The following is a 16,850-nucleotide window of genomic DNA, read 5'->3' on the forward strand; positions in this document are numbered from 1 at the left end:
GAAATCTCGCAGCGATCGGGCGGCAAGGCTTGCGCTCGGACCCCTCGCTTCGGTGGAGTGTGCGGATGACCGACACGACGGACACCGCCGAGACCGCTCCCGGGAAGGCGTCGCTCAAGCGGGTGATCACCGGACCGCTGCTGTTCGCCTTCATCGTGGGCGACACGCTCGGCGCCGGCATCTACACCCTGGTCGGCACGATGGCGGAGGACGTCGGCGGCGTGATCTGGCTGCCGCTGCTGATCGCGCTGGTCGTCGCCCTGCTCACCGCGGGCACCTACGCGGAGCTGATCACCAAGTACCCGCACGCCGGAGGGGCGGCGCGCTACGTGGACCGCGCGTTCGGGAAGCCGTACCTGTCGTTCCTGATCGGCTTCCTGATGATGGCGTCCGGCATCACGACGGCGGCCTCGCTGGCGAACGCGTTCGCGGGCGACTACCTCGGCGCGCTGCTGGACGTCCCGCCGATCCCGACCGCGCTCGTCTTCATCGCGATCCTCACCCTGGTGAATCTGCGCGGCGTGAAGGAGTCGCTGACCGCGAACCTGGTCGCCTCGGTGATCGAGGTGAGCGGACTGGTGATCGTCATCGTCTGCGCCGCGGTCTTCTTCGGCTCCGGCGACGGCGACGCCTCCCGCGTGCTCGAGTTCAACCCCGACGTCGCTCCGCTGCAGGGCGCGTTCGCCGCCTCGATCGTCGCCTTCTTCTCGTTCCTCGGCTTCGAGGCCGCGGCGAACATGGCCGAGGAGGTGCGGAACCCCTCGAAGGTGTACCCGCGGGCCCTCTTCGGCGCGCTGATCACCGCCGCCGTGGTCTACCTCCTGATCGCGCTCGGCGCCGTGATCGTGCTGCCGAACGACGAGCTCGCGGCGTCGAGCGGCCCCCTGCTGGACGTGGTCGCGGCGAGCGGAGTGGCCGTGCCGCCGTGGCTGTTCGGCCTGATCGCGCTGGTCGCCATCGCGAACGGCGCTCTGCTGTTCATGGTCATGGCGAGCCGCGTCGGCTTCGGGCTCGCCACGTCGGGTCTGCTGCCGAGCGCCTTCGGCAAGGTGCTCCCGGGCCGCCGCACGCCGTGGGTGTCGATCGTGGTCGTCGGCGGAGTCACGATGCTGCTCAGCCTCATCGGCGACGTCGGCACTCTCGCCGAGACGACGGTGCTGCTGCTCCTGCTGGTGTTCATCGCGGCGAACGTCTCGGTGCTGGTGCTGAAGAAGGACCGCGTCGACCACGCCCACTACTCCGTGCCGCGCGTGGTGCCGGTGCTCGCGACCATCGCGAGCGTGGTGCTCCTGACGCAGCAGACGGGGGTGGTCTGGCTGGCGACGGCGGGCTACGTGGTCGTGGGGACGCTGCTGTTCCTCGCCACCCGCCTGGGGAAGCGGAAGCACGCGGAGCGGACCCCGGACTGACCCGGGCCGGCGATGATCCGTCGCGAGCGGCCCGTCCCCGGATCCCCTGCGGGCCGTTCGCGACGGATCGTTCGCGGGAGGCGGGCCCGGAGTGGGATCGTGAGGGGATGACCGTCACGCTCGAGCCGATGCCCGCCGCCGCTCTCGCCCGGTGGATGCGAGTGCAGCGCTCGGCGTACATCGAGGACCGGATGCGGGCGGGCGACGACGAGGCGGCCGCGACGCGCAACGCCGACACCTCGGACGAGAAGTACCTCTCGGGAGGCTCCCCCGCCGCCGAGCACGACGTGCTGCGCGTCTCCGAGGACGGCCGCGCGGTCGGGTCCCTGTGGCTCGGTCCGCACCCGAGCGGACTCGAGGGCGTCGGATACGTCTGGGACGTGCAGATCGACGCTGCCGAGCGCGGCCGCGGCCTCGGCCGGGCGGCGATGCTGCTCGCGGAGTCGCACGTCCGCTCCCGCGGCGGCGCCTCCCTCGCGCTGAACGTGTTCGGCTTCAACACCGCCGCGCGGGCGCTGTACGAGTCGCTCGGCTACGAGACGACGTCCCTGCAGATGCGCAAGCCGCTCGCCTGAGCGGGGGCTGCACGATGCCGGGCGGCGGCACGGTCCGGTCGCGCAGAACGCGGCACGCCGTGCTCGAGGGCGGACGCCCGCGGGCGTCCACCGACGGGCACGGCGGCGGTGCTGGAGCCGCCGAGGATCGGCGGGACCCTCCGGTCAGCTCGTGGAGGCGACGGCGGTCGGGTCGCCGGAGCCGGACGGACGAGCCGTGTCCCCCGATCCGGTCGACACCGACGCGCCGGTCGGCACGACGGAGCCGCCCGTGGCCATCCCGCGGCCGAAGGCCTGGCCCTGGAGGATCGCCCCGAGGTCGACGCCGGTCGCCGACTTGACGCTGTCGAACGTGGCGGCGAGGCCGGCCGCCTGCTCGCGGGCGATGTGGGTGCCGGCGGTGTCGCCGCCGATCAGCGTCACCGAGCCGACGTTCTGGTAGCCCTTGGCGAACTCGGCCATGAGCGAGGGCAGCTGCCCGATGAGCTCGCGACCCAGGATCGCCTCCTGGTTCTCGCGGAGCGCCTCCGCCTCGGCCGCGATGGCCGCCGCGCTCGCCTCGCCCTTCGCACGGATGGCCTCCGCCTCGGCGGTCGCGTTCGCGCGCAGCGCCTCGGCCTCGGCGCCCGCCTTGGCCCGCAGTGCGTGGGCCTCGGCCTCGGCGCGGGCGCTCACGGCGGCGGCCTCGGCGGCGGCGGACGCCTGGCGCGCCTCCGCCTGGCGCTGGACGGCGTACGCCTCGGCGTCGGAGACCTGCTGCGCGACCTGGCGGTCCGTCTCGGCCTTCTTCTCGCGCCCGTAGGCGTCGGCGTCGGCCTCGGTCTGGCGGCGGTACTTCTCGGCGTCCGCAACGCGCTTGACGTCGGCGTCGAGCTCGGCCTGCCGGTTCTCGGCGCGCTGCACGAGGACGGCCTGCTCGCGCTCGGCGCGGGCCAGGTTCTCGGCCTGCTCGGCCTCGGCGTTGGCGCGGCCGACCTCGGACTTCGCGGCGGCGGTGTTCTTGTCGTAGGCGGTCTGCTCGATCAGGTTCGCCTCGTCCGTGGCGAGCTGGCGGGCCTTGACCTCGCGGGCGGCGTTGATCCGCGCGACGTCGGCCTCGCGGCGGACGCGCTCGATCTCCTGCGCACCGAGCGCCTCGATGTAGCCGTTGCGGTCGGTGACGCCCTGGATGGCAAAGGAGTCGAGGACGAGGCCCTGGGCGAGCAGGTCGCCCTTGATGCCCTCGGCGATCTCGTCTCCCAGCTTCTGCCGGTCCTGCATGACCTCCTCGACGCTGAGCTTCGCGACGACGCCGCGGAGGGCGCCCTCGAGCTGCTCGGTGGTGAAGACGTCGATCGACTGGTCCTGCGAGGCGAAGCGCTCGGCGGCGGCGCGGACCTGGTCGGCCGTGGAGCCGATCTTGACCAGGGCGACGCCCGCGAGGTGGATGGTGACGCCGTTCTTCGTCTGCGCGACCGGCTCCATCTTGATCTGGCGGGAGCGCAGCGAGATGCGGTCGGAGCGCTGGGTCAGCTTGTTCACGAACGCGCCGCCGCCGGTGATGACGGTCATGTTCGAGGTGAGGCCGTCCTCGCCCTTCTGCTTCTTCCCGACGATCACGATCGCCTCGTCGGCCTGCGGCACCTGGTACCAGGCGCGGAAGAGGAAGAAGCCGATGAGGGCGATCAGCAGGAGTGCGCCGACGGCGACTCCGGCGAGGACGATCCAGAGGAGATCCGGTTCCATGGGCGGGCGACCTTTCGTCCGACCCGCGCGACGCGGGTACCTGAGAGACGTACAGGTTCCATCGTGTCACAGCGCCTCGGACGGCCGCGTCGGCCGGAGGGGGGATACTGCGGACTCCGCCGAGAGCGGCTCGCGAGGGGCGGCCCGGGGGACGCCCGGAAGGGGGCGTCGGGCGGAGTGCCGCAGAGGAGATCAGTGCTGGGGTACCTGGACTCGAACCAAGAACAACTGAACCAGAATCAGCCGTGTTGCCAATTACACCATACCCCAATGGTCATCCGGAGGTGATCCCGAGACCAGGCGGCGATCGGATCGAGACCCGAGCGCCGAGAGACGACAGTACCCTACGCGGGCATCCGGCTCAAATCGAGCCGCGGACGACGCTGCCCTCGGACTCCGGGGCGGCCTCGCCGAGGCGGGCGCGCACGAGGTCGCGGTTGATCGCGGAGGCGACCTGGGCTCCCGATCCGGCGGCCACGATCAGCTGCTGCGGGCCGGGAGGGGTGACCTCGCCGGCGGCGTAGAGGCCGGGGACGGAGGTGCGACCGCCGGCGTCGACGCGGAGGAAGCCGTCGGCGTCGCGGTCGGGGCCGGCCGCGTCCAGGTAGTCCAGGGCGGGGGTCCAGACGGGGCGGACGAACGCTCCGGTGCGCGGGACGACGTCGCCGTCGACCAGGCGGACGCCGGTCATCTCGGCGCGCTCCCCGGCGAGGTCGGCGACCGGGCGCCGGTCGACCCGGATGCCGATCGAGGCGAGCAGCGACTCGTCGGCGTCGCTCACCGTCCCGACGCCGTTGGTGAAGACGATCAGGTCGGTCGACCACTGCGAGAGGAGCATGGCCCGCTCCGCGAGGTCGTCGGTCTCGCCGATCAGGGCGAGCGCCTCCCCCGCCTTCTCGTAGCCGTCGCACTCCATGCAGCTGTGCACGGCGGTGCCGTAGTAGGCGCGGAGGCTCGGCAGCGCGGGCGGCGTCTCGAGGAGCCCCGCGGCGACCACGACGGCGGTGGCGACGACGGAGCGGTCCGCACTGCCGCGCACGCCCCGCGCGCCGACGACGAACTCGCCGCCGGAGCGCTCGACCGAGGTGACGAGAGCATTGTGCACCTCGGCGGCCTCGTAGCGCTCGAACTCCTCGCGGCCGAGGCGGCGCAGCTCGAGCGGCGAGATCCCGTCGCGGGTGAGGAACCCGTGCGAGTGCAGGGTCGCAGCGTTCCGCGGGCGGTTGCTGTCGAGCAGCAGCACGCTGCGGCGCGCGCGGACCAGGTTGAGCGCCGTCGAGAGCCCCGCGGGGCCCCCGCCGATCACGACGACGTCGTAGCGTCCGCCGACCGTCTCCGCCACGGGTCAGGCCTGCCGGGAGAGGTGCGCGCCGAGGCGGTCGAGGCGGGCGATCGACTCCTGCTTGCCGAGGATCTCCATCGACTCGAACAGCGGCGGCGAGACCCGGCGTCCGGAGACCGCGGTGCGCAGCGGCCCGTAGGCGATGCGGGGCTTGAGGCCGAGGCCCTCGATCAGCGCGGAGGCGAGCGCCTCCTGGATCGAGGCCGTCAGCCACTCGGACGCGGGGACGAGCTCGAGGGCGCCGATCGAGGCGGCGAGCACCTCGCCGGCGTTCGCGGGCAGGCCCTTCAGCGCGTCCTCGTCGTACTCGAGTGCGTCGGACGCGGTGAAGAGGAACCCGAGCATGCCGGGGGCCTCCCCCAGCAGGCCGATCCGCTCCTGCACGAGGGGCGCGGCGGCGTCGAGCACGGCGCGCTGCTCGGCGGTCGGCTCGCCCGCGAGCACTCCGGCCGCCACGAGGTACGGGATCGTCCGCTCGGTGAAGTCGTCGACGGCCAGGAGGCGGATGTGGTCGCCGTTGATCGACTCCGCCTTCTTGAGGTCGAAGCGGGCCGGGTTGGGGTTCACGTCGGACACGTCGAAGGCGGCGACCATCTCGTCGATCGAGAAGACGTCGCGGTCGTGCGTGAGCGACCAGCCGAGCAGGGCGAGGTAGTTGACCAGGCCCTCCGGGATGAAGCCCCGGTCGCGGTGGTGGAAGAGGTTCGAGGACGGGTCGCGCTTGGAGAGCTTCTTGCTGCCGTCGCCCATCACGTACGGGAGGTGGCCGAAGCGCGGGACGAAGGTCGTCACTCCGATGTCGATCAGCGCGTGGTACAGCGCGATCTGGCGAGCGGTCGAGGGCAGGATGTCCTCGCCGCGGAGCACGTGGGTGATCTGCATGATCGCGTCGTCGACCGGGTTCACGAGCGTGTAGAGCGGCTGGCCGTTGGGGCGCACCACGACGAAGTCGCTGAAGGAGCCCGCGGGGAACGTGATCGGGCCGCGGACGAGGTCGTCGAAGGACAGGTCGGCGTCCGGCACGCGCAGGCGCAGCGCCGGGGCGCGGCCCTCGGCGCGGAAGGCGGCGCGCTGCTCCTCGGTGAGGTCGCGGTCGAAGTTGTCGTACCCGTGCTGCTTCGCACGGCCGGCTGCCTCGTTGCGCGCGTCGATCTCCTCCGCGGTGGAGTAGCTCTCGTAGAGGTGGCCCGAGGCGGTCAGTCGCGCGATCACGTCGAGGTAGACGCCGGTGCGCTCGGACTGGCGGTACGGACCGTGCGGGCCGCCGACTCCGACGCCCTCGTCCCAGTCGAGCTTCAGCCAGCGCAGCGCGTCGAGGATCTGCTCGACGCTCTCCTCGCTGTCGCGCGCGGCGTCCGTGTCCTCGATGCGGAAGACGAACGTGCCGCCGGTGTGGCGCGCGTACGCCCAGTTGAACAGGGCGGTGCGGATGAGGCCGACGTGCGGGGTCCCGGTCGGCGACGGGCAGAAGCGGACGCGGACGTCGCTCCCGGTCGCAGTCGTGAACGGGTGCGCGTCCGGCGCGCTTTCCAGGGGCGGGGTGAGCTCAGACATACGAGGCCGATCCTACCGGCGGGAGCCGGTGCGGCGCCCGGGATCGCGGGGGCCGCGGCGCCTCCGCCCCGGGCACGGTGCGCGCCTCGCGGCCACTGCTTCTACCGGACAGCACTGCTCCGAGTCAACGGACTCCCCGAGCGAGCAGGAGCAGTGGTGCGCTGACCCCGGGCCTCTCGTCGAGAGGGCCCGAGCGCCGCACCGCAGGCCGCGCCGGGCCTCCGCGCGAGCGTGCCCGGAAGGAGCACTGATGAGCACGATCGATCTCGACACCCGCACCGACCGCCCGAGCGTCCTCACCGAGGCGGCGCGGGAGGAGAAGGACGCCCGCACGCTCTCGCTCTTCCAGGCCGCGGTGAGCGCGGAGGGCCCGGAGGGCGAGCGGATCCGCGAGCGCATCGTGCTCGACCACCTCGGACTGGCCGAGGCGATGGCCCGCCGGGTCTCCCGCGGCAGCAGCGACTGGGCGGATCTGCGCCAGGTCGCCTACGTGGGCCTGGTCAAGGCAGCCCGCCGGTTCACGCCGGAGCGCGGCGACAGCTTCGCCGCCTTCGCCGTCCCGACGATCACCGGAGAGCTCAAGCGCCACCTCCGTGACCTCGGCTGGATGATCCGCCCGCCGCGCGGCGTGCAGGAGCTGCACCGCCGCTCCGCCGTCGTCGCCGACGAGCTCGCGCAGGAGCTCGGCCGCCACCCCACCGACCACGAGATCGCGCGCCGCCTCGGCGTGGACGCGGCGGAGGTCGCCGACGCGCGTCTCGCGGGGCATCCGCTCTCGCTCGACGAGACCGTGGGCGAGGGCGGCGTCGGCCTGGGCGACACCCTCGGCGGCGAGGACGAGAGGCTGCTCGGCATCGACCGGCGGCACGGACTCGCCGAGGCCCTCGCCGAGCTCGAGGAGGGGCAGCGCGAGCTCCTGCGGATGCGCTTCGTCGAGGAGCGCACCCAGCAGCAGATCGCCGATGCGCTGGGGACGACGCAGATGCAGGTCTCGCGCCTGCAGCGGCGGATCCTCGCGCAGCTCGCCGACAGGCTCGGCGCCCCCTCGCGCAGCCATCAGCCGCGCGCGCCCCGGGCCCGGGTGGCCACGGTCACTCCGGTGCGCCCGACGACGCGGCTGAAGTCCGCCTGAGGTGGGCCTCGGCACGCGTCGGGAGCGACGCGAGAGCGGCGAGGACGTCGTCGACCTGGACCGCGAGCAGAGCCGGGTCCGGCTCGGCGGAGAAGACGTCGCCGCGGCGGAGCGAGGCATCGGTCAGCACGCGGTGCGGCCCCGAGGCGGGAGGCCCCCAGGCCTCGGGCGGCGCCGGTCCGAAGATCACCACCGAGGGGATGCCGTACGCGGAGGCGAGATGCGCCGCTCCGGTGTCGACGGTGACCACGACCTCGGCGGCCGCGACGACCGCGGCGAACTCGCTGAGCGCCAGCACCCCCGCGAGCACCTCGCCCGTACCGGCCAGCTCGGCGACGCGGCGGGCGCGATCGGCCTCGTTCGCGCCTCCGGTGTAGACGACGCGGTGCCCCTCGGCGGCGAGGGAGCGCGCCACCGCGGCGAACCGCTCCTCCGGCCACTCACGCGAGCCGTAGAAGGCCCCGATGTGCACGACGGCGGCTCCGGGGGCCGAGGCGGGCTCCACGGGGACGGCGATCGCGACGTCCTCGGGGTCGGCGTCGAGCCCGATCGAGTTCACCAGGCGGGCCCAGCGCGCGCGCTCGAGCTCGCCGTCGAGCCAGAGCGGACGCGGGTCGCCGGGTCCCGCGCCCGGGTCCAGCGCCGGAACGCGGAACTCGAGCGTGCGCTCCGGAGCCACCTCGCGCAGGCGCAGCCGCGACTCCGGGCCGTTGCCGTGGAGGTTCACGCCGAGCTCGATCCGGCCGGCGGCCATCGGCAGCGGGTCGTCGAGTCCGTGGAGAGTGGGCACGAGTGCGTCCAGGCCCTCGACCAGGTCGACGATCGGCTCGAGCCAGGGGGTCGTGGCCATGATCAGCCGGTGCTCGGGGAAGCCGCGGCGCAGCGCCTTCAGCGCCGGGACCGCGACGAGCAGGTCGCCGAGCTTGAGAGCGCGCAGCGCGAGGATCTCCGGAGTCCCGTCCGGGGCGGTGAGAGCGCGCACGGCGCCTCCTTCCTGTCGGAGTCCCCGTACCCCGCTGCGCGCGCCTCAGACGCGGCGTCCTCGGATGCGAGCGACGCGCCCGGCGGGACCGACTTCTCCGGGAGGGGGTTTACATCCCCGGTCGAGGGGTACGAGGAGGAGGTGAACGACTCCTCCTCCCGGAGCGCCGACGAGCGCACGAGGGCCCCCCGGCTGCGGGGGATCCTCTTCGACCGCGATGCGACGCTCGTGGTCGACGTGCCGTACAACGGCGACCCGGCGCAGGTCTCGCCGATGCCCACCGCCCTCGCCGCGGTCGAGCGGGCGCGCGAGGCGGGACTGGCCGTGGGCGTGGTCACCAACCAGTCCGGGATCGCCCGCGGGATCATCGATCGCGGCCAGGCCGACGCGGTGAACCGGCGCGTGGACGAGCTCTTCGGCGGCTTCGACGTGTGGATGCTCTGCCCGCACGTCCCGGAGGACGGCTGCTCCTGCCGGAAGCCCCGGCCCGGCATGGTGCTCGGCGCCGCCGAGCACCTGGGACTGCCGGCCCGATCCCTCGCCGTGATCGGCGACATCGGGGCCGACGTCGGCGCCGCCGCCGCGGCCGGCGCCCGTGGAGTGCTGGTGCCGACTCCGATCACCCGCGCCGAGGAGGTGGACGCCGCTCCGCTGCAGGCGGCGACGCTCCTCGAGGCGGTCGAGCTGCTGCTCGCGATGCAGCCCGACGAGGACGCCGAGTGAGGCGCCGCGTGCTCGTCGCCCGCCTGGACAGCGCGGGAGACGTCCTGCTGTGCGGACCCGCTGTCCGCGCGATCGCGGCCGACGCCGAGGTGCTGCTGCTGAGCGGTCCGCAGGGAGCGCCCGCGGCCGCGGTGCTGCCGGGTCCCTCCTCCGTCCGCACCTGGTGGTGCCCGTGGATCGGCGACGCCTCCCGCCCCGTCGACGCCGAGCTCGTCGACGAGCTGCGCGCGATCGTCGAGGAGTTCGCGCCGGGTGAGGCCGTGATCCTCACCTCCTTCCACCAGTCGCCGCTTCCGCTGGCCCTGCTGCTCCGCCTCGCCGGTGTCGCCCGCATCACGGGCGCCTCGGTCGACTTCGCGGGCGCCCTGCTCGATGTGCGCCTCGTCCCGGGCGAGACCCTCGAGGAGGACCAGCCGGAGCCGGAGCGCGCGCTCGCGATCGCGGCGGCGGCAGGCTTCGCGCTGCCCGCCGGCGACGACGGACGGCTCCGCGTGCGCCGCGAGGGCGCGCTGCCGACCGCTCTGGAGGGGGTCGGTCCGTACGCGGTCGTGCACCCCGGAGCCGCCGTCCCCGCCCGCGCCTGGCCCGCGGCGAACGCGGCCCGCGCCGTCGAGCTGCTGGCGGACGCCGGCCTCGCGGTCGTCGTCACGGGCGGACCGGGCGAGCGCGCCCTCACGGCCGAGGTCGCGGGCACCCGCGGCATCGACCTCGGCGGGGCCACCGACTTCGCCGGCGCCGCCGAGGTGCTGGCCGGCGCCGACGTCGTGATCTGCGGCAACACCGGTCCGGCGCACCTCGCCGCCGCGGTCGGCACCCCCGTGGTGAGCCTCTTCGCCCCGGTCGTCCCGGCGGTGCGCTGGGCACCGTACGGCGTCCCGGTGGCACTGCTGGGCGACCAGGAGTCGCCGTGCGCCGGCTCGCGCGCCCGCGTCTGCCCCGTCCCCGGCCATCCGTGCCTCGCGGGGGTGAGCGCCGAGGAGGCGGTCGCCGCCGCCCTCCGACTCCGACCCACGACTTCCCCGAGAGAGGCCATCGCATGAGGATCCTGCTCTGGCACGTGCACGGCGGCTGGGCGGACGCCTTCGTCCGCGGCGCCCACACCTACCTGCTCCCCACGACTCCGGCCCGCGACGCCTGGGGCCTGGGCACCGGCGGCCGCGACTGGCCCCGCGCCGCCGAGATCGCGCCCGAGGAGCTGCACGACGCCGACGTCGACGCGGTCCTCCTCCAGCGTCCCGAGGAGCTCGCCGAGGCCGAGCGCCTGCTCGGGCGACGCCTCGGCCGCGATGTGCCCGCCGTCTACGTCGAGCACAACACCCCGCGTGGGAACGTGCCGGACAACCGCCACCCGCTCGCCGACCGCGACGACCTGCTGATCGTCCACGTCACCCACTTCAACGCCCTGATGTGGGACACCGGATCGACCCGGACCACGGTGATCGAGCACGGGATCCACGACCCGGGCCCCCTCTACACCGGCGAGCTGCCGCACTTCGGCGTGGTCGTCAACGAGCCCGTCCGCCGCGGCCGGGTCGCCGGCACCGACCTGCTCCCCCGCTTCGGCGCCGTCGCTCCGCTGGACGTCTTCGGGATGAAGACCGACCGGCTCGCCGAGCTGCCGGGCCTGAAGGACGTCACGGTCCTCGGCGACGTCCGCACGGAGAAGATGCACGCCGCGCTGGCCCGACGCCGGGTCTACCTGCACCCGTTCCGCTGGACCTCCCTCGGCCTCGCGCTGCTCGAGGCGATGCACCTCGGGATGCCCGTCGTCGCGCTCGACGTGACGGAGGCGGGGCGCGCCGTCCCGCCCGAGGCCGGAGCGGTCTCGAACGACCTCGACTCCCTCGTCGCCTCGGCCCGGGCGCTCGTCGAGGACCCGGACCGCGCCGCCCGCGCCGGCGCCGTCGCCCGCGAGGCCGCGCTCGCGCGCTACGGCCTCGCCCGGTTCCACCGCGACTGGGACGAGGTCCTCGCCGACCTCCCCGGACGCCGGTCGCCGGAGCCCGCTCTGAAAGGGAGCACCCGATGAAGCAGCACCTCTCCGCCGCGCCCGCGCTCACGATCGCCTTGGTCTCGGAGCACGCGAGCCCGCTGGCGACCCTCGGCGGCGTCGACGCCGGCGGCCAGAACGTCCACGTGGCGGCCCTCGCCGACGCTCTCGCGCGCCGCGGCCACCGCGTCGTCGTCTACACCCGCCGCGACGACCCCTCCCTCCCCCGGCGTGTGCCCTTCACCTCGGGCGTCGAGGTGGTGCACATCGACGCAGGCCCGCCGAGCCGCGTCTCCAAGGACGAGCTGCTGCCCTTCATGGGCGACTTCGCCGTCGACCTCGCCGAGGAGTGGCTGCAGGAGCGGCCGGACCTCGTGCACAGCCACTTCTGGATGTCCGGAGTCGCCGCGCTCGACGCCTCCGAGCGGCTGGAGCGCGCCACAGGGCGGCGCGTACCGGTCTTCCACACCTTCCACGCGCTGGGCGTCGTCAAGCGCCGCCAGCAGGGCGCGCTCGACACCAGCCCCGAGGAGCGCGCCTGGCTCGAGCCCGGCGTGGGCCAGAAGGCCGACGGCGTCGTCGCCACCTGCTCGGACGAGGCCTTCGAGCTCAAAGGGCTCGGCGTGCCGACCTCGCGCATCTCGGTGGTGCCCTGCGGAGTCGACATCGACCGGTTCTCCGTCGAGGGCCCTGTCGCGCCGCGCGGCGAGCGCTCGCGGCTGATGACCATCGGCCGGCTGGTGCCGCGCAAGGGCATGGGCATCGCGATCGAGGCGCTCGCGCACCTGGTCGCGGCCGGCCACGACGCCGAGCTCGTCGTCGTCGGGGGCTCCGGCTCCGGCGACGCGCTGACGGCGGACCCCGAGTACCAGCGGCTGCACGGCGTGGCCGAGAGCCTCGGAGTCGCCGACCGCGTCGACTTCGTCGGCCAGCTCTCGCAGACCGAGATGCCCGCGATGCTCCGCTCGGCCGACGTCGTGGTCTGCGCACCCTGGTACGAGCCGTTCGGCATCACTCCGCTCGAGGCGATGGCCTGCGGTGTACCGGTCGTCGCCTCCTCCGTGGGCGGCCTGATCGACACCGTGGTCGAGGACGTCACCGGCGTGCACGTGCCCCCTCGCGACCCGGTCGCCCTGGCCGCCGCCCTCGGCTCGCTGCTGGAGGACCCCGACCGCGCCCGCGCCTACGGAGCCGCCGGCCGCGAGCGCGTCGAGTCCCGCTACTCCTGGGACCGCGTCGCCGCCGACACCGAGCGCGCCTACGTCACGACCCTCGCCGGCCTCGGCGACGAGTCGCTCCTCACCGGCGCCACGAGCGCACCCTCATCCCCCACCACCCGGAAGGCGGCTCCGCGACGATGACCATCGACACCGCGACCATCGACACCGTTCTGGACACCCCGGCCGACGCCGCCCGGCGCCTCGTCGACGACCACGTGGCGCGCGCGCTCGACGCGGTCGCGCAGCTGGAGCGCCACTCCGACAGGATCGCCGCCTGGGGCGTCGAGCTCGCCGACCGCCTCCACTCCGGCGCGCGCCTGCTCGCCGCGGGCAACGGCGGGTCCGCGGCCGAGGCGCAGCACCTCACCGCCGAGCTGGTCGGCCGCTTCGACGGCGACCGGGTCCCCTTCTCCGCCATCTCGCTGCACGCCGAGACGTCGAGCCTGACCGCGATCGGCAACGACTACGGCTTCGACCACGTGTTCTCGCGCCAGGTCACCGCGCACGCCCGCGCGGGCGACGTCGTGGTGCTGCTGTCCACCAGCGGACGCAGCGCGAACCTCCTCCACGCCGCGGAGGCCGCCCGCGCGGCGGGCGCCCGCTCGTGGGCGCTGACCGGCGAGGGGCCCAACCCGCTCACCGAGCTCTGCGACGAGGCGATCGCCCTCGAGGGCCACGGCTCCAACGTGCAGGAGGCGCAGCTGGTGCTCGTGCACGCGCTCTGCCGGGCCTTCGAGCACCGGATCCGCGCGCGGACGGCGGCCGCCTCGTGAGCCGCCTGCACCTCGTCGTCGTCGGCGACGTGATGCTCGACGTCGACCTCTCCGGACCCGCCGAGCGGCTGAGCCCGGACGCCCCCGTCCCCGTGGTCGACGTGTCGGCCCGCAGCGCCCGCGCCGGCGGAGCCGGGCTCGTCGCCCGGATGCTCGCCCGCGACGGGCACGAGGTGACGCTCGTGACCGCGCTCGCCGAGGACTCGGATCCGGACGTGGCGGAGCTGCGCGCCGAGCTGTCCGGCGTCCGCCTGGTCGCCGGGCCCTCGGGTGCGCCGACGCCGGTGAAGACCCGCGTGGCCGCCTCCGGCCAGGCCGTCGTGCGGATCGACCGCGGCTGCGAGACGCCCCCCGTCCCCGGCGTGACCGACGCGATGCTCGCCGCGCTCGGCGACGCCGACGCCGTGATCGTCGCCGACTACGGCCGTCGGCTGACAGAGGACGCGTCGCTCCGCGCGGCTCTCGACGCGCTCACCGTGCCGCTGGTGTGGGATCCGCACCCGCGCGGCTCGCAGCCGGTCGCCGCCACCGCGCTCGCCACTCCGAACCTGGCCGAGGCCACGGCCTTCTCGGGGGCCGTCGGCCGCGGAGTGACGCGCGCAGAATCCGCCGCGACCACCCTCCTCGAGCGCTGGGGCTGCGGTGCCGTCACCGTGACGATGGGATCCTCCGGCGCCCTGCTGCGCTCCCGCGGCGCCGGGGTCCCGGTCGTCGCACCGGCCGTGACCGTGCCGCCCACCGATCCGTGCGGAGCCGGCGACCGGTTCGCCGCCTCCGCCGCCGTCGCCCTCGCGGAGGGCGCGAGCACGTCGGAGGCGGTGCAGGCGGCGGTCGCCGCGGCCGGCGCCTACCTGCTCGCGGGAGGGGTCGCCTCCCTGTCCGCTCCCGCCGACCCCGCTCCCCTCCACGGCGGCGGTGTCGACGCCCTGCGCGTCGCCGCGTCCGTCCGCGCGGCAGGAGGCACCGTGGTCGCGACCGGCGGCTGCTTCGACCTGCTCCACGCCGGCCACGCCCGCACCCTCTCGGCCGCGCGCGCGCTCGGCGACTGCCTGATCGTCTGCCTCAACTCGGACGACTCCGTCCGCCGCCTCAAGGGCGCGGCGCGGCCGATCATCCCCGAGGACGACCGCGTCGACCTGCTGCTCGCGCTCGAGTGCGTCGACGCCGTGCTGGTCTTCGGCGAGGACACGCCGGACGAGGCGCTGCGCCGCATCCGCCCCGACGTCTGGGTGAAGGGCGGCGACTACTCCGCCGAGTCCCTCCCCGAGACGGCGACGGTGGCGGAGTGGGGCGGCCGGGTCCTGACCGTGCCGTACCACCCGGGCCGCTCGACCACCCATCTCGCCGCCGCGCTCGCGCGCGTCGGCTGACCCGCGGCCCACGAGGCCCGCAGACCACCCCCGGAAGGAAACCATGAGCACCACTCCCACCCCCATCGGCCGCGTCCTGATCACCGGAGGAGCCTCCGGGCTCGGTGCGGCCGTCGCCGCCGCGGTCACCGCCGCCGGCGGCACCCCGATCGTGCTCGACCGCGACGTCTCGTCGGTGAAGGAGGGCGTCGCCGCCTACCAGGTCGACGTCGCGAAGACCCGCGAGGCCGAGAAGGCGGTCGTCGAGATCGCCCGCGAGCACGGCGGGCTCGACGCCGTCGTCACCGCGGCCGGCATCGACCGCTGCGGCCGCCTCGTCGACGTGGAGCCGGAGGAGTGGGAGCGGGTCATCTCCGTGAACCTCCTCGGCACCGCGGCCGTCGTCCGCGCGGCGCTGCCCTTCCTCACCGAGACCCACGGCCGCGTCGTCACCGTCGCCTCCTCGCTGGCGATCAAGGCCGTCTCGGACGCGACCGCGTACTGCGCCTCGAAGTTCGGCGTGCTCGGCTTCACCCGCGCGCTCGCGGCCGAGACCAAGGGCGAGATCGGCGTGACCACGCTGATCCCGTCGGGCATGAAGACGCGCTTCTTCGACGACCGCGACGAGCAGTACAAGCCCGGTCCGGACGCGCTGCTGAACGACCCGGAGAACGTGGCGAACGCCGTCATGTTCGTCCTCGGCCAGCCGCGCGGCTGCGAGGTCCGCGAGCTCGTCATCACGCACGAGGAGGAGCCGTCCTGGCCGTGATCCGCTGGTCCGGGCGCTCCCCGGATCTCTCTCCGCGAGATGCCACCTGTGCCGCCGACACGCCGATGTCGAGCACCACAGGTGGCATCTCGCGGTTCAGTGGGTGGAGGCGAGCACCCCGCGGACGTCCTCGAGCACGGCCTCGACGCGCACGTCGCCGACGAACGTGACGTCGTGCTCGCAGCGCGGAGCGGTCCAGCCGACCTGCGTGGCGTCGCGCCCGCAGACCGGGCAGCGGGTGGTCCAGCTCAGCTGCACCCGGTGGCGCTGCCGCCCGAGGGCCGCGGCGTTGATCGCGTTGCCCACCCAGAAGACCCCGACCGTCGGGGCGCCGACCGCGGCGGCGAGGTGGCGGGGTCCGGAGTCGTTGCCGAGCACGAGGTCGGCGAGCGAGAGCAGCGGAGCGAGGTCCGGGAGGTCCACGACGCCAGCCCAGGAGAACGCTCCCGGCGCTCCGGCGACGATCTCGTCGGCGGCGGGCACGTCCGAGGCGTCGCCCACCACCAGCACGCGGGCGCCGTCGGCCAGCAGCTCCGTCGCCACAGCGGCGAAGGAGGAGGCGGGCCAGCGCCGGCGGGGATCGGTCGCGCCCGGGTGGATCAGCACCAGCGGGCCACCCGCGGGCAGCGCCGCGGCGAGGCGGTCCCGCCGCTCCGGATCCACGGCGAGCGCCGGCTCGAGGCGGGTCGCAGGCGCTCCGGCCAGCCCGACGATCTCGAGCGCCCGCAGCATCTCGTGCTGGTAGTAGACGTAGGGGATCGTGCGCTCGAGCTCCGCGGCGTCGTCCGTGCGCGAGCCGATCGTGTGGCGCGCGCCGAGGCGCTGGAGGAACGGGTTGGAGTAGCGCCCGCCGCCGTGCAGCTGCACGGCCAGGTCGAACCGGCGCGCGCGCATCCGCTCGGTGAAGTCCTCGACGACCCGGGGGTCCTCCCCCTCTCCGTCGCGGACGCCCTGCGCCACCGGCAGGATCTCGACGTCGTTGATCGGCGACTCGACGCCCGACAGCAGGACCCGGTGCGCGGGCGTCCCGAGCAGGGTGATCTCGGCTCCCGGGTAGGCGGCCGCGAGAGCGTCGACGGCGGGCAGCGCGAACAGCAGGTCGCCGAGTCCGCCGCCGCGCAGGACGGCGATCCTCTCGACTCCGGCGAAGGGCTCTCGGAGGGGGGCGATGGCGACCACGACGGGTTCCTCTCAGGTGCGGAGGGCGCGCTGGCGCCGCTCCGGGGACGGTGCACTCCTCCACTTCCCCGCCGAGGCCGATCCGAAACCGGATCGACGGCGAGCCCGCGCCGCCGATCCCGCGGCGGATTCCGGACGCGACGTGTCTA

15 protein-coding genes and 1 tRNA gene are annotated in these 16,850 nt (G+C 74.4%); 10 read left to right on the forward strand and 6 right to left on the reverse strand.

What is annotated here, in order from left to right:
* Positions 1 to 65: 65 nt before the first annotated feature.
* Positions 66 to 1,409: an APC family permease gene (locus C5D44_RS02210; RefSeq protein ID WP_104276153.1), complete on the forward strand. Its 1,344-nt coding sequence runs from the start codon at positions 66 to 68 to the stop codon at positions 1,407 to 1,409.
* A 107-nt stretch (positions 1,410 to 1,516) separates the two neighbouring features.
* Entirely contained in the window at positions 1,517 to 1,984 is a 468-nt protein-coding gene (locus C5D44_RS02215; RefSeq protein WP_104280708.1) for an N-acetyltransferase, read from the forward strand.
* A gap of 144 nt (positions 1,985 to 2,128) precedes the next feature.
* On the opposite strand, the gene C5D44_RS02220 is transcribed toward C5D44_RS02215, so the two are convergent.
* The 4 genes from C5D44_RS02220 to gltX all read right to left on the reverse strand — a co-directional run bounded on the left by C5D44_RS02220 (position 2,129) and on the right by gltX (position 6,584).
* Complete coding sequence (locus C5D44_RS02220; protein ID WP_104276155.1) at positions 2,129 to 3,688, reverse strand: SPFH domain-containing protein; 1,560 nt, start codon at positions 3,686 to 3,688, stop codon at positions 2,129 to 2,131.
* Positions 3,689 to 3,886: 198 nt separating this feature from the next.
* A tRNA-Gln gene (locus tag C5D44_RS02225) sits at positions 3,887 to 3,958 on the reverse strand.
* Positions 3,959 to 4,049: 91 nt separating this feature from the next.
* Positions 4,050 to 5,030, reverse strand: coding sequence for an NAD(P)/FAD-dependent oxidoreductase (locus C5D44_RS02230; protein WP_104276156.1), 981 nt, complete (start codon positions 5,028 to 5,030; stop codon positions 4,050 to 4,052).
* Between the two features lie 3 nt (positions 5,031 to 5,033).
* The gene (gene gltX, locus C5D44_RS02235) at positions 5,034 to 6,584 is read right to left on the reverse strand and encodes a glutamate--tRNA ligase (protein WP_104280709.1); all 1,551 of its coding nucleotides are present in this window, start codon (positions 6,582 to 6,584) and stop codon (positions 5,034 to 5,036) included.
* A gap of 250 nt (positions 6,585 to 6,834) precedes the next feature.
* Here gltX and C5D44_RS02240 point away from each other — a divergent pair, with 250 nt between their 5' ends.
* Positions 6,835 to 7,716 (forward strand): sigma-70 family RNA polymerase sigma factor, encoded by an 882-nt coding sequence (locus C5D44_RS02240; protein ID WP_104276158.1) that lies wholly within the window; start codon positions 6,835 to 6,837, stop codon positions 7,714 to 7,716.
* Here the strand turns inward: C5D44_RS02240 and C5D44_RS02245 are convergent.
* Positions 7,676 to 8,698, reverse strand: a complete 1,023-nt coding sequence (locus C5D44_RS02245; protein ID WP_104280710.1) for a glycosyltransferase family 9 protein — start codon at positions 8,696 to 8,698, stop codon at positions 7,676 to 7,678. The genes C5D44_RS02240 and C5D44_RS02245 overlap by 41 nt on opposite strands.
* A gap of 141 nt (positions 8,699 to 8,839) precedes the next feature.
* On the opposite strand from C5D44_RS02245, the gene C5D44_RS02250 reads away from it, so the two are divergent.
* Genes C5D44_RS02250 through C5D44_RS02280 form a run of 7 tightly spaced genes read left to right on the forward strand, consistent with a single transcriptional unit; the run spans position 8,840 to position 15,522 of the window.
* On the forward strand, positions 8,840 to 9,421 hold the full coding sequence (locus C5D44_RS02250; RefSeq protein ID WP_104280711.1) for an HAD family hydrolase: 582 nt from the start codon (positions 8,840 to 8,842) through the stop codon (positions 9,419 to 9,421).
* Positions 9,418 to 10,461 carry a glycosyltransferase family 9 protein gene (locus C5D44_RS02255; RefSeq protein ID WP_219815317.1) on the forward strand — a complete coding sequence of 348 codons (1,044 nt, stop codon included), beginning with the start codon at positions 9,418 to 9,420 and terminating at the stop codon, positions 10,459 to 10,461. The genes C5D44_RS02250 and C5D44_RS02255 overlap by 4 nt, the downstream gene beginning before the upstream one ends.
* Positions 10,458 to 11,450: a glycosyltransferase gene (locus C5D44_RS02260; RefSeq protein WP_104280712.1), complete on the forward strand. Its 993-nt coding sequence runs from the start codon at positions 10,458 to 10,460 to the stop codon at positions 11,448 to 11,450. The genes C5D44_RS02255 and C5D44_RS02260 overlap by 4 nt, the downstream gene beginning before the upstream one ends.
* Positions 11,447 to 12,772 carry a glycosyltransferase gene (locus C5D44_RS02265; protein WP_104280713.1) on the forward strand — a complete coding sequence of 442 codons (1,326 nt, stop codon included), beginning with the start codon at positions 11,447 to 11,449 and terminating at the stop codon, positions 12,770 to 12,772. Before C5D44_RS02260 ends, C5D44_RS02265 begins: the two co-directional genes overlap by 4 nt.
* Positions 12,769 to 13,404 (forward strand): SIS domain-containing protein, encoded by a 636-nt coding sequence (locus C5D44_RS02270; protein WP_104223523.1) that lies wholly within the window; start codon positions 12,769 to 12,771, stop codon positions 13,402 to 13,404. The genes C5D44_RS02265 and C5D44_RS02270 overlap by 4 nt, the downstream gene beginning before the upstream one ends.
* A gap of 5 nt (positions 13,405 to 13,409) precedes the next feature.
* The gene (locus C5D44_RS02275) at positions 13,410 to 14,774 is read left to right on the forward strand and encodes a PfkB family carbohydrate kinase (protein ID WP_104280826.1); all 1,365 of its coding nucleotides are present in this window, start codon (positions 13,410 to 13,412) and stop codon (positions 14,772 to 14,774) included.
* Positions 14,775 to 14,817: 43 nt separating this feature from the next.
* On the forward strand, positions 14,818 to 15,522 hold the full coding sequence (locus C5D44_RS02280; protein ID WP_104250150.1) for an SDR family oxidoreductase: 705 nt from the start codon (positions 14,818 to 14,820) through the stop codon (positions 15,520 to 15,522).
* Positions 15,523 to 15,618: 96 nt separating this feature from the next.
* Here the strand turns inward: C5D44_RS02280 and C5D44_RS02285 are convergent, their stop codons facing one another.
* A complete protein-coding gene (locus C5D44_RS02285) occupies positions 15,619 to 16,701 on the reverse strand; it encodes a glycosyltransferase family 9 protein (protein WP_104280714.1) in 1,083 nt (360 codons plus the stop codon).
* Positions 16,702 to 16,850 lie beyond the last annotated feature (149 nt).

The organism is Rathayibacter sp. AY1B5, from assembly GCF_002932795.1.
GTDB lineage: Bacteria > Actinomycetota > Actinomycetes > Actinomycetales > Microbacteriaceae > Rathayibacter.